This window comes from Cellulosimicrobium sp. BMG9.23 (genome assembly GCF_059159985.1).
This window is the reverse complement of sequence record NZ_JBZGBZ010000006.1, coordinates 131,069-152,503: the sequence shown is the minus strand read 5'-3', so window position 1 is coordinate 152,503 and position 21,435 is coordinate 131,069. Positions and strand designations below refer to the sequence as shown.

Genomic DNA, 21,435 nt, shown 5'->3' with positions numbered 1-21,435 from the left:
CCTTGTTCCACCTCGACCAGGGCATGGGCGGTGGCAAGTCGCACGCGCTGGTCGGGCTGTTCCACATGGCGGCACGGTCCGCCGACTTCTTCGCGACCGTGCTCGGGCAAGCCGTCGAGAACGAGGCACGCCACGGCGGTCTCGACGTCGACCTGACGGGAACGAAGGTCGTCGCACTGACCGCCGACCACTTTTCCCCGGGCAGGCGCAGCGACGCGTTCGGCCCCGCCACCACCCTGTTCGAGCGGTTCGTGTGGACGCTGGTCGGCGGTGACATGGATGCCTACCAGCGGTACGTCGCCATGGGCCCAAACAAGTCGACCCTGCAGCAGGCGCTGGCAGACGCCGGTGCGCCGGTCTTGGTGCTGCTCGACGAACTCATGGACTACGTCCAGCAACTCGCGGACGCGACGGCGATTGAGACGATGCCCGGCGAGAGGGCCTTCCTCAACGCCCTCATGGACGCGTGCGACGACGTCCCCCAGGTCGCGTTCGTCATCGTGATGATCCGCTCGGAAGCCGACGAGCGCGGCTACACCCCGGCGGCGCAGGACTTCCGCGAGTACGTCGCTGCACGCTTGGAACGCAACGGTCGCACCGTCGCGGTCACCGAGGCGCAGGACTTCGCGGCCATCATCCGCCGGCGCCTGTTCGAGCAGACCAGCGATCTGCCCGCCGCCGACCTCGCCCGGTCCTACCTCGCCGACCTGGACCCGGCATGGAAGGCGGTCTACGACCGGCTCGGAGCCAACCGCGGCACGATCGGCTTCACCGACCGCGTCGAAGACGTCTACCCCTTCCACCCCGAGCTCATGCGCGTCGTGCGCGAGGAGTGGTCGCAGGTCCAAGGCTTCCAGCGGGTGCGCTCGACCGTCGCGATCTTCGCGCGCACCGTCATGCACTGGGTCGGCGAGCACCAGGGCGGCCGCTGGGCGCCGGCCCTCATCGGGCCTGGTGACCTCCCGTTGACCGTCGCCCTGGAGGAAGTGCTGTCTTCCGGTCTGCTGCTCGGCAACGAACGCGCCATCCAGGGGTACCGCGCCGTCGCGTCCACCGACATCACCTCCAGCGACGGGTCCGGCGGACGCGCCGTCGGCATCGACCAGACCCTGCGCGCCGCCGGGGTCGACGCGACTCAGCCCACACCTGCGACCCGCATGGCCACCGCCCTGTTCACCTACTCTCTGGTCGGGCGCGCGCAGGCCCGCCGCGGGGCGACGAAGGGCGAGCTACTCACGGCAGTGCACCAGCCCGCCGTCCCGTTCGCGGCAGCCGAGGAGGTGTTCAACGCGCTGACCGACGACGCCGAAGGGCTCGGCGCACTCGAAGTCACCGCAGCTGTGGGCGGTGCCCCCGCCCGGTACTTCCTGTCGATCAAGCAGACCCTGCGCATGTACTACACGGCCGCAGTCGCGCTGGTCGACCCGGCCGAGAGGGAGGCGCTGGTGTGGACAACTGCGCAGCGGCTCGCGACCAAGGGCTCGTTCGACGACGTCGTCCCCGTCGAGCAGCCGACGGACGACCACACCCCCTTGGGGCAGGTGTTCGCCGGCGTGGACTCGTCCAGCAACCGTCTCGTCGTCCTCGACCCTCGGCACTGGACGCTGCTCAACGGGAAGGACACCGCCAGTCGCGAGGACGTGCGTGCCATGCTCGGCCTGGGTACCGCGGCCGTGACCGTCGACAACGCCGCGTCCTGCGTCATCGCGTGCGTGAACACGCAGCGTCGCCGCTCGGCGTACGCCCGCGCAGGTGAGGCACTCGCATGGCAGCGCGTGCTGCGGCAGCTCGACGAAGGTAGCGACGAAATCACCGAGGCCCGCGCCAAGGTCACCGAGGCGAACCGGCGCCTGGATCTGGAGGTCGCCAAGGCGTTCCAGCACTACGCGTATCTGTTTCGGGTCGGCGACGAGCTCGTTGTCGAATTCCGGCGTTTCGACGACGATGCCCGCAGCGCGCTGCGCGGCGCGGACGTGTGGTCCCAGCTCATCGCCGACGCGCGCGCGTCCAGCGCCGGAAACCTGCGCGGCACCTACCTGGCCGCCCTGCTGGCGTCATTCGAGCGGGACCTGACACCCAAGGAGATCGTTCAGGCGTTCTACAAGAACCCGATGTTCCCGCTGGTGCCGTCGACCGACGAGATCCGCAACGCGGTGTTCGAGCTCGTCTCAGACGGGGACTGGGAGCTCGTGGACTCCTCTGGAACCCCGCTGGTGGTGGCCTCCGCGGGGCAGATCCAGATCAACTCGATCCAGCAGACGTTGCAGCGGCGCCAGACGGCAGCGGTGGAGGAGCCGCCGACCGGCCAGCACGAAGGTGCGGCGACGGCGACCGGGGATGCAACATTTGGGGGTGGGACAGGGATGGGTGCGCCGGCGGGAGAGCACGTCGCCGGCGCACCCGCCGGACCGGCCGGACCAGCCGCCGTCGACTACAGGCGCTACCGGGTGACGGTCACCAACCGTTCGATCACGACCCACGACGCCCGCGAGCAGGTATGGAAGCTCCTCAGCGAGCTGTCCAAGGTCGTCGATCCCGCCTCGGACTCGCTGCGCCACCAACTCATCAGCCTCGACGTCACGCTCACGACTGCCGCAGGTGACGTGCGTGATCTCGAAGCTCGCGGCGCCGCTGCTGGTGCCAAGGTCACCGTGGAGGATGACGACTTCTAGGGCGTGTCTCCCATTTGGGTGGCGAGGCGTGCGGCATGATCGCCGGGTGAGTTCGTCGCGGTTCCGGTCGTTGTCCGATGCAGCAGTGGGAGCAGATCGAGCCGTTGCTGCCGTCGAACGCCGGCCGTCGCGGGCACCCGTTCGGTGACAACCGGCGAGTGGTCGAGGGAATCGTCTACCGGTACCGGACCGGGATCCCGTGGCGGGATCTGCCGCGCGAGGAGTTCGGCTCCTAGAAGACGGTGTGGAAGCGCCATCGTCGCTACGCCGAAGACGGCATCTGGGACCGGGTGCTGCAGGCCCTGCTGGCCCACGGACGCCGACGGCAAGATCGACTGGGCGGTGAGCGTGGACGCGACGATCAACCGCGCCCACCAGCACGCGAAGAACACGACGCGCCCGTAGCAGGACACAGGGGGCGACGTCGAATCACACTCCAACGCCCGAGGGTTTCGCCCACAGCCCGCTCGGCGGAGAGCGTGAGCCTGCCGGTCACGGCATCGGACGTTCCCGCGGCGGTCTGACGACCAAGATCCATGCCGCGGTCGACGTGCTCGGGCGGCCGCTGGCCGCGGTCGTCACGGGTGGGCAGCGGAACGACGGGGCGATGCTCGCCAGCGTGCTGGCCGACATCCGCGTTCCAAGGCTGGGTGCCGGACGCCCGCGCACCAGGCTCGACGCGGTCATTGCCGACCGCGCGTACTCCTCGGGTGTGACAGGCCGGATGCCATGAGCGCGCCCGGACACGTGTTGCGTGACCCTGCGGGCTTGGACGGCTCCCAACGCCTTAGCCACCACGACGTCGCGCTCGTCGACGCCGCCCGGTCTGGTGAGGGCGTCGACCTGAGCGGCAACCCGCTCGCGATGGCTTCCGAGCTGCTCAAGGCGCACTGGGCCCTGGACGCCGTCGTGGACAAGGCGTTCGGTCTCAAAGCCCCGGTGGCCGAGGCGGCGCGGCTCACGGCGCTGTTCGCGACCTACGCCAAGCTCACGGCTGCGGAGACGTTGCCGATGCCGAAGGCGCATGCGCGTCGAACACGCTGACTCTCGCTCCGCGGGGGTCGCGCTTTCGTCTGCGCTGAGCCGACGCGGACCGGCGATTCGGGTCGAAATCTGGCATACCGCGGGGTGTGGACCAGCCGGGACCAGCCCTGGACCATCCGCTGGCTGGTCCACTTCTCGACGGTGAAACACCAGGCCAGAACCACTATCTCTCTATCTATCTTGATGAGACCAGTCAGACCAGCCCATACCCCCATACGCTATGCGCGCTAGGCATATAGATTCTCGGGGATCTTCCAGGGGTATATACATATGCCCTTTCCCCCTATAGGTCCTACCCCCGGGCCGGTCCGGCTGGTCCACCCCGAAACGCGCCCTGTTTTCGGCGTCTGACCTGCGCGGACACTGGACCAGCCGCGGGCTGGTCCTGCGCTGGTCCTGCTGGTCGCCGTCCGCGCCGCGCGGGCGCCGTCAACACGCCGGCCATGAGCACACAGACGTTCGACGAGACCCAGCACCCGCGCGAGACCACCGGCAAGTTCGCCACCAAGACCACGGTCGAGGCCGACGGCGGTCTCCGCGCACTCCAGGACGATGACGACGTCGACCGCCTCACCCGCCTCATCGCGACCCGGCCTGATCCGGACGTGGAGGCCATCGCCGACGAGGTCGCCCAGCTGCGTGCCCAACGACTCGTCCGCTGGCGCGACGAACGTGCCGAGGCAGCGATCGCGGGAGGCGAGGAGGTCCTGCACGAGGCCGACCGCAGCGCCGCCGAACGTGCCGCGCGGGCCCTCGCGCACGAGCACGACGACGATCCGCGCACAGCCCACGAGCGCGCCGACGCCGAGAAGCACGCGTACGAGGTCTCCGCGCACCTGCGCGCGCTGGCGCTGACCTACACCGCGCACCCGCACCCCCCGTACGCGGCCGCGTGGGGACACGCGAACGTCCCGTACTCCACTCCCGGGGGTATCACCGCCTCATCCGTCGAGGTCGCGCCCGGGATCGACGAAGCGCACACCGACCGCGATGCTCGCGTCATCCACCTCTCCGCCGCGCGCAACGCCCGCGTCCCGGACGAACTGCGCGCAGGCGGCTGCTACGGATCCGACGACGGGCTCTACGTCGGCGAGCACTGCGCGGTGGTCGATGCGACGTTCCCACGCGAGGTAGCCGCCTCGCACTGGGCCTCCCACCAGGGCGCCGGCAACCTCGACGACGTACCCCCGGAGGACGTCGCCCGCACCTACGACCAGGCGCGCGCCGCGCTCGGCCGGGAGAGCGGCGCACCCCGATGACTACCACGGCGGCCACGGGCCGGGCCCCGTTCGAGGATCTGCACCCGCGCGAGACCACCGGCAAGTTCGCCACCAAGACCACGCTCGAGGCCGACGGCGGTCTCCGCGCACTCGCCACAGCGACCGAGCCCGCCGCCGAGACCACCTGGCCCGGCATCACCGACACCGACGTCGCCCTCTTCACCAACTCGCGGTGCGATGCCCTGGCCAACGAGCTCGGAGCGCGAACCGGCTGGCCTGTCGTCCTCGTGTGCGACGGGCCCGGGGGCCGTGTGGGCTGGGTGCACGCCGGAGTCCTCGCACCCGACGGGAACGTCATCGACGTCGAGGGCTCCCACAGCCAGGACGACTGGCTCATGAGATGGGGTGACGCGTGCGACGCGTACGGACACGACTTCGACGACTACGACGGCGACACCGTGACCATCCTGCCCGCCGACGAGATCGGCTGGTCGCGCCCCTGGCACCCCGACCCTCCACCCGCGGACGCCGCCAGAGCCCGCCACGTCGCAGACCTCATCACCGCGGCACCGACCTTCCAAGCCCCACGCCAGGAGCGACCATGACAGCGACCGACTTCCGCGAGGACCTGCACCCGCGCGAGACCACCGGGAAGTTCGCCACCAAGACCACGTTCGAGGCCGACGGCGGTCTTGACGCGCTCGAGACCGTGGCCGAGGCGCAGAGCCCGTTCGCCCGCCGCTTCGACACCCTCGACGAGAAGCTCGCCGCCTTCCACGACGAGCTCGCGACGCACGTCGACGAGCTCGCCACCGACGAAGGGTGGAACAGGTACCTCGAGACCATGGCGACCTTCCCCCGCTACTCGATGTCCAACCAGCTCCTCATCGCCGCCCAACGACCCGACGCCACCCGCGTCGCCGGCTACCGCGCGTGGCAGAAGCTCGGCCGACAGGTCGACAAGGGCGAGAAGGCCATCCAGATCCTCGCGCCGAAGTCGGTGCGCGAGGACGCCGTCGACCCCGACGGCAAGCCCGTCATCGGCTCCGACGGCAAACCGGTCCGGTCAGCGAAGGTCGTCGGCTTCACTACGGCGTCGGTCTTCGACATCACCCAGACCACCGGGGAGCCGCTTCCCGAGCCCCAGCGCGAGCTCACCGAGACCCCTCCCCCAGGGTTCGTCGACGACCTCGAGTCCACGATCCGCGACGAAGGGTTCGACGTCGTCTACGCCGAGATCCCCAGCGCACACCACGGGTGGACCGAGCCGAAGTCCCGGCGAGTCGTCATCGACCAGGACCTCTCGGCGGGCTCGCGGGCGGCGACACTCGCGCACGAGCTCGCGCACATCAAGGCCGGGCACCTCGAGCACACCGGCGAGTACCACACGGGCGCCGGCGGGCACCGTGGCGAGATGGAGGTCGAGGCCGAGGGGATCGCGCACGTCCTGTGCCGCGCCAACGGCATGAAGACCCCCGCGGACACGGCCGGGACGTACGTCGCCGGCTGGGCTCGGACCACCGCGGAGCGCGATGTCGTGCGTTCCAGCGCGCAGACCGTGTCGAAGGTCGTCAAGGAGCTCCTCACCACGCGCACGTGGACCAACCACACCGAGCACCCGGGAGCATGAGCATGCAGCACTCCACCACCCGCACGGTCGAGATCGTCGACGAGGCCAGCGGACTCATCCACGTCTTCGAGGACGAGTCCTCGGCCGATGACTGGTCGCTCGGTGGCGAGAGCCAGCCCTGCGTGACGCGGGTTGCGACGAACGGTGAGGTCGTCGCCGCCCGGGAAGTCCTGGACGGCGGGCCGCGGGGTCCGCATCGTCCCTTCCGTGGGGCATGAAGACTATCGTTCGCCACATCCTGGCCGTGGTGGCCGCGGTCTGCGTGCTGTCCATCGGGCTGGTGCTCACGGGCACGATCGACAGAGCGGTGCAGATCGTCACCTCCGCGTTCGAGTTCGCGAATACGCGGCCGGAACAGGTCGAGGAGTCTCCGGAGCCCTCATCGACAGCAGCGCCCGCGGCGAGCGGGCAGACGACCGAGCACGGCGGCCTGGTCCAGTGCTGAGCACGACGCTGCGCCCGACGGCGCGTCGACCGGAACGAAACGCCAAGACCCGGCGCGACACCCTGATGCGATGGGGGGTCGCGTTCGTGCGTCTGCTGCCATGGGTCCTGCTGGCCTACGTGTGGCTGCTGGCGGGCGCACCTGCCGTGGTCGTGGCTGGACACCGGCTGGTAGACGCCCCGGCCGACGTCCAGATCATCGTGGTGGCGGTGCTCGGCGCGATGGTCATCACCGTCCTGTGCGTGCGGTCGGTGGTACGCGCACACTCTGCCCTGCGGGCTGTTCCAGCGGCACGGACTGCGGCGCTGAGAGGCACCATCGCCCTGGCGGCCAACCCCGAGTCGGACGATCCCAGAGCTGCCGCCCTCCTCGCCAAGTACCCCGACCCGAGGTTCGTCACCTGGGTGCTCTCCCGAGTGTGCGCTATGACGAGCCCCGCCGAAGCGTTGGAGTACGCCGACACGGTGCACGCCCCGTGGCTCGAGTTCGTCAACCTGCAGCGGGACGTGCACGCCTCCGCCCGCCACGAGGCCGCGCACGCCGTCGTCGGTCACGCACTCGGATGCACCGTCACCCGCGCGACGATCGCACCCAGCGGCGCGCGGTTCGGGTTCGTCGAGTACACGCTCCCCGTGCCCCGGGTCGCCCCGCCCGACGAGGCGTGGATCGCCATGGTCTCCGGTCTCGCCGGGCGCGCCGCTGACCATGGCGCCGGGATCCATGACGGTGGTTCTCGCAGCGACGTGCGCGACGCGCTGGACTGCGCCGCGGTCACCGTGTCGAGCGGACACCGGCCCGACGGGTACGAGGGCCCGCTGACCAGCGACGGACTGATCGCCGCGGCAACCAAGCGCGCCGCGGCGATCCTCGCAGACCGCCAGGCACTTTTCGACGAGCTCACCGCCCGTCTCGTGGAGACGACCACGTTGACCGGAGCTGCGCTGTTCGCTGTGCTCGCCGGCCCGCCCGGGCGGGAGGGGGCTTCCTGATGCGGGCTGTGCGCGCGCCTTGGGGTCTGAGCGCCCTCGACACCGGATCGGGCGACGTCCACTACGTGCTGCCGCCGCAGACCGCGCCGCAGGACATGGCCCGCGCCGTGCGGCACCTCGCGTGGAGACACTCGACGGCGCGCCGACTGCTCATGCACACGGCGACGCTCGTCGCGCTCGCCGCCGCCGTCACCACAGCGGCAGCCATCGCCACAGGCGCACACCCGCTGCTGGTCCTCGTCGCGGGGCTGGGAGCCACGGTTCTGGCGCTGCTCCGCGGGCCGGTCATCGACCTGTTCGGGCCGCGCCTCACGCCGGGAGCACGCAGCGCCCTGGATGAGGTCTCTCTGGTCGTGGCCGCCGGCTCGCACTCTCGCATGTTCCGCCGCGCCACCCGCTCCGTGCTCGCCACCACCCCGCTGCTCGGCGCCAGCGCACAGTGCATGGCCCACGCACTCGTCGCGGGCCTGGACGCGCACGACGTCGAGGACGTCCGCCGCACCTGCGTCGCGCTGTCCAGGCTCGCATCAGCGGCCAGCCCACACCCAGCGCTTCGGGGTCGCCCGATCAGGTAGCCCGCCCCACGTCTGTCGCTCGTGCGCGCCGTCAACAGGACGTGCATGGGACGGAACCACCACGACTTCGAGGCACTTCACCCGCGCACGGGCATCGGCCAGTTCGCGACCAAGACCACCGCGGAGGCCGACGGCGGGCTGAGCGTCCTCGACGTCGTCACCGACGTCGAGGACGAGACGGCCGCGGACGACGAGAGCCCGTACGGCCGGGTACTGACGGACGCCGAGCTGCTCGACGTCGCACGCTCCCGGGCGCGCGCACGGTTCGGTGAGCGCGCGGCCGTGCACGGGGAGAGCGCGATGTGCTGGTACGCGCAGTCCCCCGATGACCTCGCGAGCGAGGTCATGGTCGTGTGCATGGACGCGCGCCGCCGAGGCGTCGACATCACCCCTGCCTACGTCTCGGTCGTCACCCGACGCCTGGCGTCCCCGCTGCACAACCTGGCGGGACGCGACCGCGCGGCCCTGGGCAAGCTGGCTTCGTGGCGCAGCCAGTTCGAGAGCGACAACGGGCGCGCGCCCTCGCAGCGCGAGGTCGAGGAGCAGGCCCAGCACATCCGGACGACCTGGCCGAACCCGAAGGATCGCCCCAGCCGCGCCTTCCACCAGGTCTCGACCATCGCGAGCATGACCTACGCCGGCGACTCCCCGTTCCTCATGGACCGTGCTCACGTCGTCGACGCCTCGACGAGCGTCGTCGACCAGGTCGATCACGCTCGTGAGGATCGGCTCGACGACGCGATCGAGCAGGTCGCCGAGCTCAGCGCCCCGGAACGTCTCGTCGCCCGCCGCACCGCGTGGCTGCGGTATGCCGACGCCACCGGTGCCCCGCGGCCGAGCGCGCGCTTGTCCAAGAACAAGGTGACGGCCGTGGGCAAGGTGCTGGCTGCGCACCCCGACGGGGTCGAAGGCGGTGTGCGTCAGGGGATGCGCGACTACAGCAACGGACACGACTCGGCGTACGCCAGGGCGCTGGTCGCCCCGTGGGAGACGTCCACCGTGGACGACCGCGACGCCGCTGTCGATGTGCTCGCCGAGCACCCGCAGCGCGCCGCGGACCTGTGGGCGAGCGCGCTGGCGTGCACCTCGAACCGGCACCGCGCCGCGGCCTGAGTCCGCCGGTGGCCGGCGCCGTCAACACGCAGGTCATGGACACACCACGCACGTCGGGCAACCCCTTCGACGAGAACGCGCACCCCCGCGAGAACACCGGCCGGTTCCGCTCCAAGGACGTCGGAGAGGCCGACGGCGGTCTCGCGGCGCTCGGCGGGGGCGAGGCGAGCGACCCGGGCGGCCGCCTCGCCGACGTCACCCGGATCTCTGACATCACGCCGGTCGACGTCGAGACCCTGCTCGACCCCTACGCGACGGACGACCAGATCGCGTCGCTGCAGGGCGGGGACCGCCCGACCGGGGTGCGGTTGACCGTCGCCACCACACCCCACCCCGGGGTCGCGCTGCGGGCCGTAGGTGACCCCGACCCCGTGGTGCGGGCTGCGGCCACCGCCGGGTGGGACCTGCCGCCTGACATCCGCTCCCGAGTGGCAGCCCAACCGGACGTCGCCGCGGTGCTGCAGGAGATCGGCGCGGCGTGACGTCGCTTCGTGTGCCTGATCTACCACGAGAGCGCGAAACCGCATCCGGCGAGCCCGCCGGACGAACAAGGAGAACCTCGTGAACAAGATCGACCTGGCGGCCGGTTGGTCGACCATCTGGAACGCGCTGACCGGGTCGGTCCCGAACCTGCAGACCATCCTCGGCGTGATCGCAGCTGCACTCGCGGCAGTCGCGGTCGGCAAGTTCATCAAGGACAAGCGCAAGTCGTCCGGGAACCCGAAGGAGCTGGGCTGGGTGCTTGCCCTTGCTGCGCTCGTCGGGCTGCCGAACCTCATCATCCCGATCGCCCTCGACATCGCCTCGTGGGTCGTCAACTTCGTCATCGGGATCCTCCAGGCGTTCCAGAGCTGACACGGGAACACGACGATGAGCACCGAGCTGCCAGCGCTGATCGTGCTTACCGACATGACGGGGATCGAGGCGGACGCCGAGCGACCCGTCATCATCGGCACGACCGAGCTCACCCGTCCCGTCGCGCTCGCGCTCATCCCGACCGTTATCGCGGCCCTCGTCGTCGGCGGGACCCTGACTTCGCTCGCCGGGATCGGCGTGGGCCTGTCGGTCGCCCTGGTCGTCGCGGGGATCGTCATGTGGCTGCTGATCGGTCGCTCGCGCACGGGACTGCAACAGCGCTATCTGCGCACGATGCGTGACCGGGTCCGGTACACCCCCGGTGAGGTCACGCTCTGTGGGCAGCCCGTCGACCCGTTCGGGACCGAGGTCGGCGTCGTGGTGCGTTCCACCGTGCCCGTCCGGTCATCGACCATGACTGGGGACGACATTCTTTCGTCGTCGAACGCACGCCCACACCACGAGGTCGACGCGGGCGCTCTCTCCTCCCCCGCCATGGTGCGCGCCGCCCGCCGCGCGCAGGCTCATCGCCGCGGAGTCCGTGGCCCCACCGGCGCAGTCCCGGGGCGCGCGTTCGTGACCCGCGTCCTGGTTCCGGGGCAGCGGATGCGCGCCCGCTACGCCGCGCGCCTGGCCCACGCCACCGGACCGCTCGACGACTCCGTCGACGTCGACTCGGTGATCATCCCGAAGAACCCGGAGACCGCTTCGTGAACATCGCCATGCGTCCGATCGTGCGTGCGCTGACCGCCCTCCTGATCACGGTGGCCGGCGTCGTGGGCACGAGCATGCCCGCGCACGCCGTCGAGCCTCTGGTGCTCGCCTCTGGTGAGGCGATCGCGGCCGCACCGGTGACGCCCGACTCCACACCTTCGGGCTCCACGCAGGGCACGCAGTGCGGGACCGGTGCACCGCAGTCCGAACTGCGGTATCTGCCGTTGTCGCGCTGGTCGGACGCGACGACGAAGTTCCACATGCGCCTGGGGTCGAACCTGTGGGACAACCCGGAGAACAAGGTCCAGCGGTACTCCCAGTCCGGGCTGATGCAGGTCGGAAACTTCTTCTGGCGTACCTCGGCCGACATGGCGACCGCGGCCGAGCGCTTCTGCGTCCTGGACCGGGCCGGGTACGAGGCCGACAGGGCGTTCAGCAAGATCGGCCGATCCGTGCTGGGCATGGACGGCGGGATGATGGTCGTCGGGCTCGTCGTCGCCCTGTCCCTGGTCATGGTCGTCGTTCGCGCGCGCAAGCGTGGCGGGAGCGTGCTGCGCAAGCTCCTGGGGACCCTCGGGGTCCTGGCGCTCATGGTCGTCATGGTCAACGGCGCGATGAACTCCACGACGTCCCAGGGGGAGAACGGCGCGTGGAACTACAAGCCGGGGAAGGGGTCGCCGGGCTGGGTCGTGTCGAAGACGAACGGCGTGCTCACGGACGTGTTCTCCTCGGTCGCGTCCTCGATCGCCGTGCCGTCGACGAAGTCGACGGTCTCGCCGGACAAGGCCATGGACTGCAACGCCTACACCGCCTACCTGACCTCGCAGGCCGACTCCCAGGACGCGGCCGTGGCGAAGATCATCAGCTCGATGTGGGTCGACTCGGGTATGGCGTCGTGGTCGCAGGCGCAGTATTCGGGACGTAGCGACATCGGTTCCCGGTTCGTCTCGTGCCACCAGCTCGAGATGCAGAGCGGGGTCACGCCGTCGGGGCACGCGTTCATCTGGGGCAACGCGGCCAAGGAGGCCGACCTGGCGCTGTCCGGTGACCTCGTCCCGCCCGAGGGCGAGGACGCGTACGGGACGAACGCGTTCGACCCGGCCGACGACGTCGCCACGGACAACTCACTGATCGGCTGGGGTGCGTGCCGGGCGGTGTCCGGCGAGGAGGAGTGGCAGGTCGAGAAGCGGTGGGCGCAGGTGACGCGCGACGACGGCGTCGACGGGATGAAGGGCGGCAAGGTCACGCCTGAGATGTGCAGCGCGTGGTACTCCGACGCGGGGTGGAACTCCAAGGCGTCGGCGCTCGAGCACGAGAACGGGCAGCAGATCAGGGAGGCGACGGAGGGCGGCGGCAACGCCGAGGCACGCACCTTCCTCGGTCACCTGTCCGGTGTGGACACGACCGACGGGTCCACGGCGTCGATCGCGTACCTCGGATCGGGGCTCGCGATGTTCTTCAGCTTCGGCCTGCTCTCGCTCGCGGTCCTGATCGGCAAGGTGATCCAGGTCGTCATGATCATCCTGCTCATCTTCGCGCTGCTCGCGTCGCTGTGGGCGGGCAAGGCCGACGACATGGTCGTGTCGAAGTACGCCCGGAACTTCCTCGGCGTGACGGTCTTCATCACGATCGGCTCGCTGCTGTTCGCTGTGCTCGCGATCCTCTCTCGGGCGATCATCTCTGCCGGTGTCGCCGTCTTCGGCAGCGGGACCGCAATGGCGATCCTGTGGACCGGAGCGGGGCCGTTCATCGCGGTGATCGTCGTGAACATGATCCTCAAGGCCGCCGGAGCGCCGTCGCCGTTCAAGCTCAACTCCGCGATGGCTTGGGGTGCTGCGATGGGCGCCGTCGGCGGTGCTGCCGCTTCCACCGTGCAGGGCTGGTCGGACCGTGGCAAGGCCGCTGCCCGCACCGCGACGACGCGCGCTACCGGGAAGGCGCGTTCTCGCGGTGACGGTCGCGGCGAGAAGGCGGGGTACTCCGGGGCTGCCGGTGCCGCGGCGGCTGGGGCCGGTGCCGGGATGATCGCGGGAGCCCGGGGTCGCAACGGCTCGGCCGCAGACCGGCTGCAGCGTGCCGGGCAGATGACCGCGGAGGAGCGCCGTCGCGCTCAGGTGGCGGCTGCCACGAAGTCGAAGGCGGAGCGCGCGCAGGATGTCGCGCACCGCGCCTCTGAGCTGCGCGCGGCGCGGGACGAGGCCCGCCGACGTCGCCAGGCCGAGCGTGACGCCGCGGCCCGCACTGCCGGGTGGAAGGGTGAGCGGGGCACGAACGGGCGGCTGCGTCTGCGCGACAAGGCGACTCGCGTGCCTGCTGTCGCGCTCGGTCGCACCCGGACCGCGTTCGCCACCGGGCTGGACCGGATCAAGGCCGACCCTGCGCTGGCCGCGCGGGCGGGTCTGAAGACCGCGGGCAAGGCCGCGCTCGTCGGCGGCGCTCTGGTCGCGATGCCGCCGGTCGCAGGCGTGGCTCTCGCCGGGTACGGCGCGTACAAGGGTGTGGGGGCCGTCCGGGGCGGCGTCGACCGGGTCCGCCAGGCGCGCGGTGAGCGTCAGGCCCAGGTGGACCAGGCGCTCGGCCGCAGGCTCAAGGCTCGTACGGACGCCGTTCGCGGAGACCAGTCGTCGAACATGGCTGCCGCGCGAGAGCGTCTGGCGGCGCAGCGGGACTCACTCGTGCGTGAGCGTGAGGCCGAGCTGCTGCGCGCGAAGCGCAAGGAGGACCCGAGCGCTGAACTGACCGGTGACGAGCGGACCGCAGCCAGCCGGGCGGCGGACAGCGCGCTCGAGAAGGCGTACGCGGAGGAGGCGGGCCGCGTCGCTGCGGAGCGCGCCGACGCGGAGAGGGCACGGTGGACCTGATGGGCGTGGCGAACGGGCGCGTCGACCAGCCTCGCACTACTCTCGGCCGCTGGGACACCAAGCAGGTGTCCGAAGCGGACGGGGGGCTGGACGCCTTGAGCGAGGCAGGGATCGCGCGCTACAACGCCGAGGGGACGCTCGGGTATCCGCCGCCCCCGCAGTCGGCCGCGCAGGTGCACGCCTTCTGGACGCAGGTCGTCGTCCCGGACCGCGAGGTCGACGAGGACGAGCTGTGGCGCGCCAAGTCGCGCGGTGTCTTCTACGAGGCTCACGGCGAGCAGCACGGGCAGTACACCGTGCCCCGCGGCGCGCACGCACGCACCGCCTTCCGGGTGACGCGGATGCTGCGTGACGCCGAGAAGCTGAGCGCGCACGAGGCACAGATCCTACGAACCATGCCGATCGAGATCGCTCCGGACGAGTACGTGAGCGTCGAGGACCTCGACCAGCGTTGGGGGGTCTCGCTGCTGGACGTCCGGCGCGAGCAGCGCGCGCCGTGGATCACCGAAGAGCGCGCGCTCGCCGTACACCGCGCCGTCGGCGACGAGAAGGATCGGCGGGCGGCAGAGGCTGTCCCCGCCGGCCCGTCGTACGACGAGGTCGTGTCCCAGGAGCGCATGCGGCAGCTCGCTCGCGACCAGGTCCGCGACGAGCGTGACCTGAGCGCATACGGCGGCGGCCACTGAGGTTCGCCGTGACCGACGAGCCGGAAAGCGCCGAGAAGGCCCCTCTGGAGCTGCCGCCTCGGGCTCAGCGGATCGAGCGCGCCGGCCGGGCGCGTGCTCAGGCCGGGTGTCGACGGGTGGCGCTGGCTGGACCTGCTGACGATGACGTGCGCCGTGGTCGGTCTGGCGATGGTCGTCGCGGTCGCCTCCCACCTGGTGGCGACGAACCTGCCTGGCGTCGGCGACTTCAACCCGGCCCCACCAGCGCTGCTCGTCCTCTTCGCCGCGTTCGGCGCGCTGTTCTGGTTCAGCGCGGTTCCGCTGCACTTCGTGGTCGCAGGATTCACAACGTTCCGCGCCGCGACGCGGGAGATGTGGGCGCGGACAATGCGGGTCCTGGGCCTCGAGGTGACCAGCACGCACCGCCTCCTGGCGCTGCTTCGAGGCGGTGCCGTCGCCGCAGCAGGCTTCGGCGCGGCGACCTGGGTCGTACTGCGGATCCCGTCGCTGTCGGTGACCGCGGTCGCCGACGCCCGGCACGAGTCGGTGGCGGGCGCCTCGCCAGTCGTGCAGGGCCTGCACTTCGCGATCTACTCCCCCGCGTGGGAGGAGATCGCGTGGCGGGGCCTGGTGCTGGTCGTCGCTGCCGTCGTCTCGTCCCAGGTGCGCACGAAGTGGTTGCGCAGCCTGGTCGTCGTGGTCGCCGTGCTCGTCTCCGCCGTGCTGTTCGGCTTGGCGCACCTGGACTGGTCGCCTGCGAACGCGTGGTCGGCCGGGATGGGCGGCCTGGTCGCCGGGTGGGTCGTCGTCGTGCAGCGCTCGGTGTGGCCAGCGATCGTCGGGCACGCCGTGTACAACTTCGCCGCACTGGCGTTCTGAGCGAGATCGACATGCGTTCTGTCGACACACCTAGGAGGATGACGTGTATGTCCGCATTGAAACGCTTTCCGGGGTTCGTCGTGGCGACGGTCTCGCTCATCTCACTCGTCGCCACCGCAGGATGCTCGAGCACGGACAACGACAGCCCCCCTGCGCCGCCATCGCCGGAGTCGACCACCACCCAGGAGAAAGAACCACAGGCTGACCCCGATACCCCCGCCGGTGAGCCCGCTGTGAATGCCTCCGACATGGGCATCAAGCTCGCCACCCTGATGGGCAAGGGAGCAGATGACGGCACGCTCGACGTCCTGCTGGTAGGAGCCGACGAGTCCGCTGCACGCAGCGCACGCTGGCTGCCGTACACGGACGCGACCTGGGCCGGAGACCTCATCAACGGAGACTCCGGGCCCGGAGTCGTCACCCCGCGCGTCTCGGACGCGGACAACGACCTGCACGACGACGTGCTGTCTTTCACCGTCGACGAGAGCAGCGAGCCCGCGGTCCTCGCCGCGGTGTCCGGACCCGAGCTCACGAGTGCGGACGACGCGACCTGCGCCGAGCCGACGGTCGAAGGCGTCACGCTCGAGATCGGGGACTCGGTCCCGTTCGGGACCTATGACGTCACGTGCGCCGACGGCGCGACGACGGTCCTGACCTCGACCGGCACGTCACTCGCGTGGGGCGGTCAGTGACCGGCGCGTTGAGGTGGGCCCCAGACGGGGACACGGGCGACCTGCTGGCGTGCACGGAGATCGGTGACTTTCGCGTCTACCGCGACGGCTCCGAGTGGCGTCTGGAGCACCCCTTCAACCAGCTGTCCACCGTCGGCGGGTTCTCCGAACGCGAGGAGGCGAAGGCGTGGGGCGAGGACGTGTACCGGGCGCGTACCTGAGCCCAACGGGCCAGCACGGCTCAGGTGCCCCCGCGGTTCGCCATCTCGATCTGCGCCGCGTGCTCGCGCAGATACTCGCGTAGGTACGGCAGGGCGAAGTCGACGTACCCGTGCCGGACGCGCTCGATGATCCCGGCGTCGATTAGCCGGCCCCGGTAGGTCGACGCGTACGACTCGGTGACTTGCAGCCGCTTCGCGATCGCGCTCGTGCGGGAGGGCCCGTCGTCGTGGGACATGGCCAGCAGGTAGGTCCGGTCGACGTCGGACAGGTCCGCCAGGGCGGCCGCGTGGACGGTGGACCCGAGCCGCTTGCGCGCCGCCGGCACTCCGAGCCGGACGGCTCGCTCGTCGATCACGTCCCCGTCGGCCTTGCGCCACACGTGGTAGCCGACGAGCTGGACCATGAACGGGTAGCCGCCGGTTGCTCGCGCAGCATCGTCAAGGGCGGCGTCGGTGATCGAGCGCCCGCTCGCGGTGATGGACTCGCGCAGCGCGGTCCTCACGTCGTCGAGCGGGACGTCCTCCAGGTGGACGCGTGTCGCGCGCCGCAGGAACGTCAGCACGTCGTCGTTGAGCAGGTCGGACACCGACGACGGCAGACCTGCAAATGCCAGGGCGACGTCGCGTTCGTCGCGCACGAGGTGCTGGAACGTGGCGGCGAGGGCGCGCAGGTCGTTGCGCGCGACGTGGTGGACCTCGTCGATGGTGATGAGCAGCCCGGTGTCGTGACGTTCGAGCACGTCGAGCAGCCGTCCCAGGTCGTCGCGCCATGCAGTGACGACCGCCGGTGCCTCGCTGAACGTCACTCCCCCGCCGACGACAGGCAGGGAGACGCCGGTGATGGACCGTTTGCGACGGCTGGGGTCGTGCTCGTGCAGCAGGGTGGTCGTGGCTGCGGCGAGGCGGTCGATCAGGCCTGGGGTCGAGGTCTCGGCGATCGTGACCCAGCCCCGCTTGAGCGCGGTGTCGGCGACCTCGGTGAGCATCACGGTCTTGCCGACCCCGCGTGCCCCGGTGAAGATCGTGAGTCGTCCCGGCGCGCCGGGCCCGTCGTCCAGGGACTCGGCGAACTCCTCGAGGTCGTCGTCGCGCCCGACGAGCAGGGGCGGCGTCGCGCCGGCTGTCGGCTTGAACGGGTTGCGAGCGACCACGTTAGGATTCCTTTGCAGTCTTTGGATTTGCTGGAGAGCGTTGCACATCTGCCCGCCCACCGCGACCGCACGGCGACGGGAATCAGGTCAGCGACGCCTCCCGGCGAGCGTTCACCCGCACGCACCTCGGGCACACCCGCATCGTGTCGACCCGCGCACGTTCACGCGCGCTCATCTCCTCCGGCAGCAGCACCGCGCTGCCGCACAGCGACCTCGGCATCCTCGTCGCGACGACATGGGCGTAGCTCGAGGGCCACCGGTACGTCCAGCGGTACCCCTGGATCCCCAGCGGCGTCTGGGCGACCGTCGGCTCGTCCGTACGCAGCGCGATCGCCCCACCGGCGTAGATCTTGCCCGCCTCGTCGACCCGCTGCGTCTCCCCTCCCCCTGTTCGAGTCCGCCGGCACGCGTGCACGGTCACGAACGGCGCGTCGGCGGGGCGGATCACCTCACCGCCGCTGACCATCCCGCGCTTGAGGTGCACGTACCACCGCTGAACCTCGGGAATGTCGGGGTTGGTGGACTCCCAGGCGTGGAACTCGCGCACGACCCCGTCGAAGCAGGCCAGGCGCAGAGTCTGCGTCCCGCACCGTCGGCACGCCACCGGCTTCATTCGGATCTCCCCTCGCCACGGCCAGGGTAGGCGCAGCCGGGGACACCCGGTCTGCGGCACCCGGGCGCCGTCAACATCACCACCATGAGCATCCAGACGTTCGACGAGACCCAGCACCCGCGCGAAACCACCGGGAAGTTCGCCACCAAGGCCACGGTCGAGGCCGAGGGTGGGCTCGGCGCGCTCAGCCGAGAGCCCGCACCCCTGGCGGCCGCCTCGAGCGAGACGAAGCACGGCGGCGTGGACCAGCAGGAGGACTTCCGACACAGGCTGGCAGGACACCCGGACGTCGCGCCGTCCACCTACCCGGGCATTCCGTGGTGGGTGGACGGCGGCGCGGAGAAGGGAGTCGTGGCCGCCGCCATCGACGTCGCGGCGGACGGGCGCGGCGACCCCGAAGCGGTCGCGGCGCAGCTGCGCGACGACGGCACGTTCACCTCGGACTCGTCCAGCGTCGGTCTGCACTTCGATCCGGACCAGGTCCTCGCCACCACGCGCACCGTCGTTCGAGAGCGCCAGGCGCGCGTCGCCGCCGCAGCCACGCGCTGCGGCGGCCTGCCGGACGGGACCCGCCTGCACGAGGGTGACGGCGGGCTGCGGATCGTCGTCGACGGGACCCACGAGTACACGCTGTCGGAGTTCCACGAGGAGCGGGGCCTGAAGCTCTTGCGTGCCGATGGGTCCGCCGTGCCGGACTGGGAGCAGAACGCGGCGCTGGGAGAGCTCTCGACCCGGATGACCGGCGGCTGGACCAGCGTGCCCGGTCCCGCGAAGTCGCTCCTGCGGCAGGTGCAGCGTGAGCTCACGCTGTCCTGACGGGAGTGCGGATCGCGTCGCGGCCGTCAACACCCCAGGCATGAGCACCGAGAGGTTCGACGAGACCCTGCACCCGCGCGAGAGCACCGGCCGGTTCGCCACGAAGACCACGCTCGAGGCCGACGGTGGGATGGGCGCGCTGTGCGCAGACGAAGGCCAGGAGTGTTCATCGTGCTCCGACGCCGTCGGCACCTTGTCGAGCGACGGTCTGTGCGACGGCTGCGTCGCCGAGCTGGAGCGCCGAGCCGTCGGAGCATCTCCAGCGGTGCGGGCCATGGACACCATCGCGTTCACGCTCGGGCAGGACGATGAGTGGGATAGCGCCGGCGACTATCTCACCGACGTGGCCGACACGATCGCGGCCACCGGACGTCCCCACCCTGGGGACTCGACCGCCGGGCGGTACGCGGCCGACCTCGCACGCTGGCGTGCTGCGCACCCGCGTCTGACGGGCCCGGCGGATGACGAGCGCACGCTCGACGCGATCGCCCTGCATCTGGCCGGCACGTCGTCGTGGTCTGCCGACGACCTCGACGAGGTCGCCAGGCTGGTGGGATCGACCGGGCGCCCGGCGCCGGACACCAGCACGGACAGCTACAGGGAGGAGCTGCGCCGGTGGCGCGTGAACGAGGGGTACGAGGCACCCACCGCGCGCGACCGACTGCACACAACGTGCGAGCGGGCGGGTCTGCCGGTGATGCACGACGTGCTGTGTGCGGCGGCGAACCGGAACCGGGCCGACGATCGGCTCGGTTCCCTGACGCCGGACGACGTCGAGCGGATGTACACCGAGGACGTCGGGCCCGTCATCGACGCCGTCGAGCACGCGGTCAGCGATCTCGCACGCGACACCTCGCGGTCGCGTGCGCGCGCTACCCGTCCCGACGCGGACTACGCACGCACCGCGCGGGATCAGGGCTACCCGTCCGTGGCCGCCATGCTCGACGTCGTGCGCGACCGCGGGGTCGTCCCTGCGGCCCAGCTCGACCGGCTCAGCGGCGGGGACATCGAGGATCTCCACGACGAGCTGGTCGCTCCCGTGCTCGACCGGTTGCTCGGGCCAAGGCGCGCAGTCCGTGAGCACACGGCGCCGTCAACACCCCCGGCATGAACACCTTCGACGAGACCCAGCATCCGCGCGAGCACACGTCCGGTCGGTTCGCGACCAAAACCGTGGACGAGGCGGACGGCGGGCTGGGGGCACTCGATCCCGTCGGCACCGAGGCCCTCGTGCAGGACCTGCCTCGGACCAAGGACCTCAGCGACGCCGAGCGCGCGGAGTACGACCGGGCGCACGGGCTGCTCGTCGAGGCGTGGGAGCGAGAGCAGCACCAGCCCCCCGAGGGCTCGGACAGCACCATCAGCATGCTCCGTGGTCGCCGGGAAGCGCTCAGCGAGCTCTCGGCGGTCCTCGCCGACCCGACGATCCTCGACGGGCACGAGACCCCGACCGCGCGAGCCGAGCACGTCGAGCTCGTCGCGGAGGACGTCGCCCAGCTCGCTCGCCACCGCTTCGCGCGCGGCCGCCTGCCACAGGCTGCGGGTCTGGACGAGGATCGTCGCGCCGACGCGATCGACCACTTCGCCGACCAGCTCGCCCACGAGCAGGAGTGGTGGAAGAACGGCGCGAAGAAGAACCTTGGCATGCACAGGTCGATGGGGCGCATCACCGGGTACGGCGACGCCACCGCGGCCCTCGTTTACCCGGACGGCGACAAGGGCGCTGCCGAAGTCCTGTCGAGCGACCTGGTCGACGCGGCGGCGGTCGTCGCCGTGGACTCCGGCGAACTTGCGCAGCGTGCGCACGCGGCCCGGCGCGAGCACGTGCGCGACCAGGCGTCCGCCGCGCTGGGCCAGTGGACGCAGGCGGTCGACAACGCGTACGTCTTGCGCAAGGAGGCAAGGGCGACGCTCGACCAGGCGCTGGCCGCCGGCGCGCCGAACGTCGGAGAGCTCGAGGCGCACCACGCCAAGGTCGTCGCCTACGCGCGCTTCGCCGACACCATGGAGACCGCGGCCCGCGGGTCGTACAACCTTGCCCGCGCCGACGAGCTCGTGGACCGCGCCCACAAGGAGCAGGGCCCGGGGCCGGGCGTCGGGGAGGAAGAGCTGGTCGAGGCACGGTCCCTCGTGGACGCCTTGACCTCGGCCGAGCACGCCGCCCGGTCGTCCGGGCGGCGCAACACCGCGGTGATCACCGAGGCGAGGGATCGGGCACAGTCCGCCGTCGGTGCGATCGAGCGACGGCTGCGCTTCACGCGCCTGTGAGGATCCACGCGGAGGTGCCGGACCGTGCGGGAA

The 21,435-nt window shown here is 70.9% G+C and carries 23 protein-coding genes and 1 pseudogene; 22 read left to right on the top strand and 2 right to left on the bottom strand.

Features of this window, described 5'->3' with window-relative positions; genetic code table 11:
- Nucleotides 1–2: 2 nt before the first annotated feature.
- From AC4H2G_RS11735 to AC4H2G_RS11645, 19 genes and pseudogenes are all read left to right on the top strand, one after another.
- Complete coding sequence (locus AC4H2G_RS11735; protein WP_494365915.1) at nt 3–2,672, top strand: DUF499 family protein; 2,670 nt, start codon at nt 3–5, stop codon at nt 2,670–2,672.
- Between the two features lie 77 nt (nt 2,673–2,749).
- Nucleotides 2,750–3,399 (top strand): annotated as a pseudogene (locus AC4H2G_RS11730) (IS5 family transposase); the annotation flags it as partial.
- A 2-nt stretch (nt 3,400–3,401) separates the two neighbouring features.
- Nucleotides 3,402–3,716, top strand: coding sequence for a type IIL restriction-modification enzyme MmeI (locus AC4H2G_RS11725; protein ID WP_494365914.1), 315 nt, complete (start codon nt 3,402–3,404; stop codon nt 3,714–3,716).
- Between the two features lie 443 nt (nt 3,717–4,159).
- On the top strand, nt 4,160–4,975 hold the full coding sequence (locus AC4H2G_RS11720) for a hypothetical protein (RefSeq protein WP_494365913.1): 816 nt from the start codon (nt 4,160–4,162) through the stop codon (nt 4,973–4,975).
- Complete coding sequence (locus AC4H2G_RS11715) at nt 4,972–5,541, top strand: hypothetical protein (protein WP_494365912.1); 570 nt, start codon at nt 4,972–4,974, stop codon at nt 5,539–5,541. The genes AC4H2G_RS11720 and AC4H2G_RS11715 overlap by 4 nt, the downstream gene beginning before the upstream one ends.
- The gene (locus AC4H2G_RS11710) at nt 5,538–6,566 is read left to right on the top strand and encodes an ArdC-like ssDNA-binding domain-containing protein (RefSeq protein ID WP_494365911.1); all 1,029 of its coding nucleotides are present in this window, start codon (nt 5,538–5,540) and stop codon (nt 6,564–6,566) included. Before AC4H2G_RS11715 ends, AC4H2G_RS11710 begins: the two co-directional genes overlap by 4 nt.
- On the top strand, nt 6,563–6,784 hold the full coding sequence (locus AC4H2G_RS11705) for a hypothetical protein (RefSeq protein WP_494365910.1): 222 nt from the start codon (nt 6,563–6,565) through the stop codon (nt 6,782–6,784). Before AC4H2G_RS11710 ends, AC4H2G_RS11705 begins: the two co-directional genes overlap by 4 nt.
- The gene (locus AC4H2G_RS11700) at nt 6,781–7,011 is read left to right on the top strand and encodes a hypothetical protein (protein WP_494365909.1); all 231 of its coding nucleotides are present in this window, start codon (nt 6,781–6,783) and stop codon (nt 7,009–7,011) included. The genes AC4H2G_RS11705 and AC4H2G_RS11700 overlap by 4 nt, the downstream gene beginning before the upstream one ends.
- A gap of 86 nt (nt 7,012–7,097) precedes the next feature.
- On the top strand, nt 7,098–8,000 hold the full coding sequence (locus AC4H2G_RS11695; RefSeq protein WP_494365908.1) for a hypothetical protein: 903 nt from the start codon (nt 7,098–7,100) through the stop codon (nt 7,998–8,000).
- 8 nt (nt 8,001–8,008) lie between these two features.
- The gene (locus AC4H2G_RS11690; RefSeq protein WP_494365907.1) at nt 8,009–8,575 is read left to right on the top strand and encodes a hypothetical protein; all 567 of its coding nucleotides are present in this window, start codon (nt 8,009–8,011) and stop codon (nt 8,573–8,575) included.
- Nucleotides 8,576–8,620: 45 nt separating this feature from the next.
- Complete coding sequence (locus tag AC4H2G_RS11685) at nt 8,621–9,688, top strand: hypothetical protein (RefSeq protein WP_494365906.1); 1,068 nt, start codon at nt 8,621–8,623, stop codon at nt 9,686–9,688.
- 35 nt (nt 9,689–9,723) lie between these two features.
- A complete protein-coding gene (locus AC4H2G_RS11680) occupies nt 9,724–10,170 on the top strand; it encodes a hypothetical protein (protein ID WP_494365905.1) in 447 nt (148 codons plus the stop codon).
- A gap of 79 nt (nt 10,171–10,249) precedes the next feature.
- Nucleotides 10,250–10,543 carry a hypothetical protein gene (locus AC4H2G_RS11675; RefSeq protein WP_494365904.1) on the top strand — a complete coding sequence of 98 codons (294 nt, stop codon included), beginning with the start codon at nt 10,250–10,252 and terminating at the stop codon, nt 10,541–10,543.
- A gap of 15 nt (nt 10,544–10,558) precedes the next feature.
- The gene (locus tag AC4H2G_RS11670; protein ID WP_494365903.1) at nt 10,559–11,257 is read left to right on the top strand and encodes a hypothetical protein; all 699 of its coding nucleotides are present in this window, start codon (nt 10,559–10,561) and stop codon (nt 11,255–11,257) included.
- 8 nt (nt 11,258–11,265) lie between these two features.
- Entirely contained in the window at nt 11,266–14,118 is a 2,853-nt protein-coding gene (locus AC4H2G_RS11665; protein ID WP_494365902.1) for a hypothetical protein, read from the top strand.
- The gene (locus AC4H2G_RS11660) at nt 14,118–14,804 is read left to right on the top strand and encodes a hypothetical protein (protein WP_494365901.1); all 687 of its coding nucleotides are present in this window, start codon (nt 14,118–14,120) and stop codon (nt 14,802–14,804) included. Before AC4H2G_RS11665 ends, AC4H2G_RS11660 begins: the two co-directional genes overlap by 1 nt.
- Nucleotides 14,805–14,945: 141 nt before the next feature.
- Entirely contained in the window at nt 14,946–15,662 is a 717-nt protein-coding gene (locus tag AC4H2G_RS11655) for a CPBP family intramembrane glutamic endopeptidase (protein ID WP_494365900.1), read from the top strand.
- A gap of 233 nt (nt 15,663–15,895) precedes the next feature.
- Nucleotides 15,896–16,354, top strand: coding sequence for a hypothetical protein (locus AC4H2G_RS11650; protein WP_494365899.1), 459 nt, complete (start codon nt 15,896–15,898; stop codon nt 16,352–16,354).
- Nucleotides 16,355–16,362: 8 nt separating this feature from the next.
- Nucleotides 16,363–16,554, top strand: coding sequence for a hypothetical protein (locus AC4H2G_RS11645; RefSeq protein WP_494365898.1), 192 nt, complete (start codon nt 16,363–16,365; stop codon nt 16,552–16,554).
- A 20-nt stretch (nt 16,555–16,574) separates the two neighbouring features.
- On the opposite strand, the gene AC4H2G_RS11640 is transcribed toward AC4H2G_RS11645, so the two are convergent.
- The gene (locus AC4H2G_RS11640; RefSeq protein WP_494365897.1) at nt 16,575–17,705 is read right to left on the bottom strand and encodes a DUF8462 domain-containing protein; all 1,131 of its coding nucleotides are present in this window, start codon (nt 17,703–17,705) and stop codon (nt 16,575–16,577) included.
- Nucleotides 17,706–17,787: 82 nt separating this feature from the next.
- The gene (locus tag AC4H2G_RS11635; RefSeq protein WP_494365896.1) at nt 17,788–18,318 is read right to left on the bottom strand and encodes a hypothetical protein; all 531 of its coding nucleotides are present in this window, start codon (nt 18,316–18,318) and stop codon (nt 17,788–17,790) included.
- A gap of 84 nt (nt 18,319–18,402) precedes the next feature.
- On the opposite strand from AC4H2G_RS11635, the gene AC4H2G_RS11630 reads away from it, so the two are divergent.
- Genes AC4H2G_RS11630 through AC4H2G_RS11620 form a run of 3 tightly spaced genes read left to right on the top strand, consistent with a single transcriptional unit; the run spans nt 18,403 to nt 21,402 of the window.
- The gene (locus AC4H2G_RS11630; protein ID WP_494365895.1) at nt 18,403–19,134 is read left to right on the top strand and encodes a hypothetical protein; all 732 of its coding nucleotides are present in this window, start codon (nt 18,403–18,405) and stop codon (nt 19,132–19,134) included.
- A gap of 40 nt (nt 19,135–19,174) precedes the next feature.
- Entirely contained in the window at nt 19,175–20,245 is a 1,071-nt protein-coding gene (locus tag AC4H2G_RS11625) for a hypothetical protein (RefSeq protein WP_494365894.1), read from the top strand.
- On the top strand, nt 20,242–21,402 hold the full coding sequence (locus tag AC4H2G_RS11620) for a hypothetical protein (protein WP_494365893.1): 1,161 nt from the start codon (nt 20,242–20,244) through the stop codon (nt 21,400–21,402). Before AC4H2G_RS11625 ends, AC4H2G_RS11620 begins: the two co-directional genes overlap by 4 nt.
- The last annotated feature ends 33 nt before the right edge of the window (nt 21,403–21,435 follow it).

Bases quoted from the DNA above. Each gene is read 5' to 3' on its own strand.
- AC4H2G_RS11710 (WP_494365911.1), top strand. From the start codon at position 5,538: ATGACAGCGACCGACTTCCGCGAGGACCTGCACCCGCGCGAGACCACC.
- AC4H2G_RS11660 (WP_494365901.1), top strand. From the start codon at position 14,118: ATGGGCGTGGCGAACGGGCGCGTCGACCAGCCTCGCACTACTCTCGGC.
- AC4H2G_RS11670 (WP_494365903.1), top strand. From the start codon at position 10,559: ATGAGCACCGAGCTGCCAGCGCTGATCGTGCTTACCGACATGACGGGG.
- AC4H2G_RS11625 (WP_494365894.1), top strand. From the start codon at position 19,175: ATGAGCACCGAGAGGTTCGACGAGACCCTGCACCCGCGCGAGAGCACC.
- AC4H2G_RS11700 (WP_494365909.1), top strand. From the start codon at position 6,781: ATGAAGACTATCGTTCGCCACATCCTGGCCGTGGTGGCCGCGGTCTGC.
- AC4H2G_RS11685 (WP_494365906.1), top strand. From the start codon at position 8,621: ATGGGACGGAACCACCACGACTTCGAGGCACTTCACCCGCGCACGGGC.
- AC4H2G_RS11725 (WP_494365914.1), top strand. From the start codon at position 3,402: ATGAGCGCGCCCGGACACGTGTTGCGTGACCCTGCGGGCTTGGACGGC.
- AC4H2G_RS11620 (WP_494365893.1), top strand. From the start codon at position 20,242: ATGAACACCTTCGACGAGACCCAGCATCCGCGCGAGCACACGTCCGGT.
- AC4H2G_RS11630 (WP_494365895.1), top strand. From the start codon at position 18,403: ATGAGCATCCAGACGTTCGACGAGACCCAGCACCCGCGCGAAACCACC.
- AC4H2G_RS11655 (WP_494365900.1), top strand. From the start codon at position 14,946: ATGACGTGCGCCGTGGTCGGTCTGGCGATGGTCGTCGCGGTCGCCTCC.
- AC4H2G_RS11680 (WP_494365905.1), top strand. From the start codon at position 9,724: ATGGACACACCACGCACGTCGGGCAACCCCTTCGACGAGAACGCGCAC.
- AC4H2G_RS11635 (WP_494365896.1), bottom strand. From the start codon at position 18,318: ATGAAGCCGGTGGCGTGCCGACGGTGCGGGACGCAGACTCTGCGCCTG.
- AC4H2G_RS11705 (WP_494365910.1), top strand. From the start codon at position 6,563: ATGAGCATGCAGCACTCCACCACCCGCACGGTCGAGATCGTCGACGAG.
- AC4H2G_RS11715 (WP_494365912.1), top strand. From the start codon at position 4,972: ATGACTACCACGGCGGCCACGGGCCGGGCCCCGTTCGAGGATCTGCAC.
- AC4H2G_RS11720 (WP_494365913.1), top strand. From the start codon at position 4,160: ATGAGCACACAGACGTTCGACGAGACCCAGCACCCGCGCGAGACCACC.
- AC4H2G_RS11665 (WP_494365902.1), top strand. From the start codon at position 11,266: ATGCGTCCGATCGTGCGTGCGCTGACCGCCCTCCTGATCACGGTGGCC.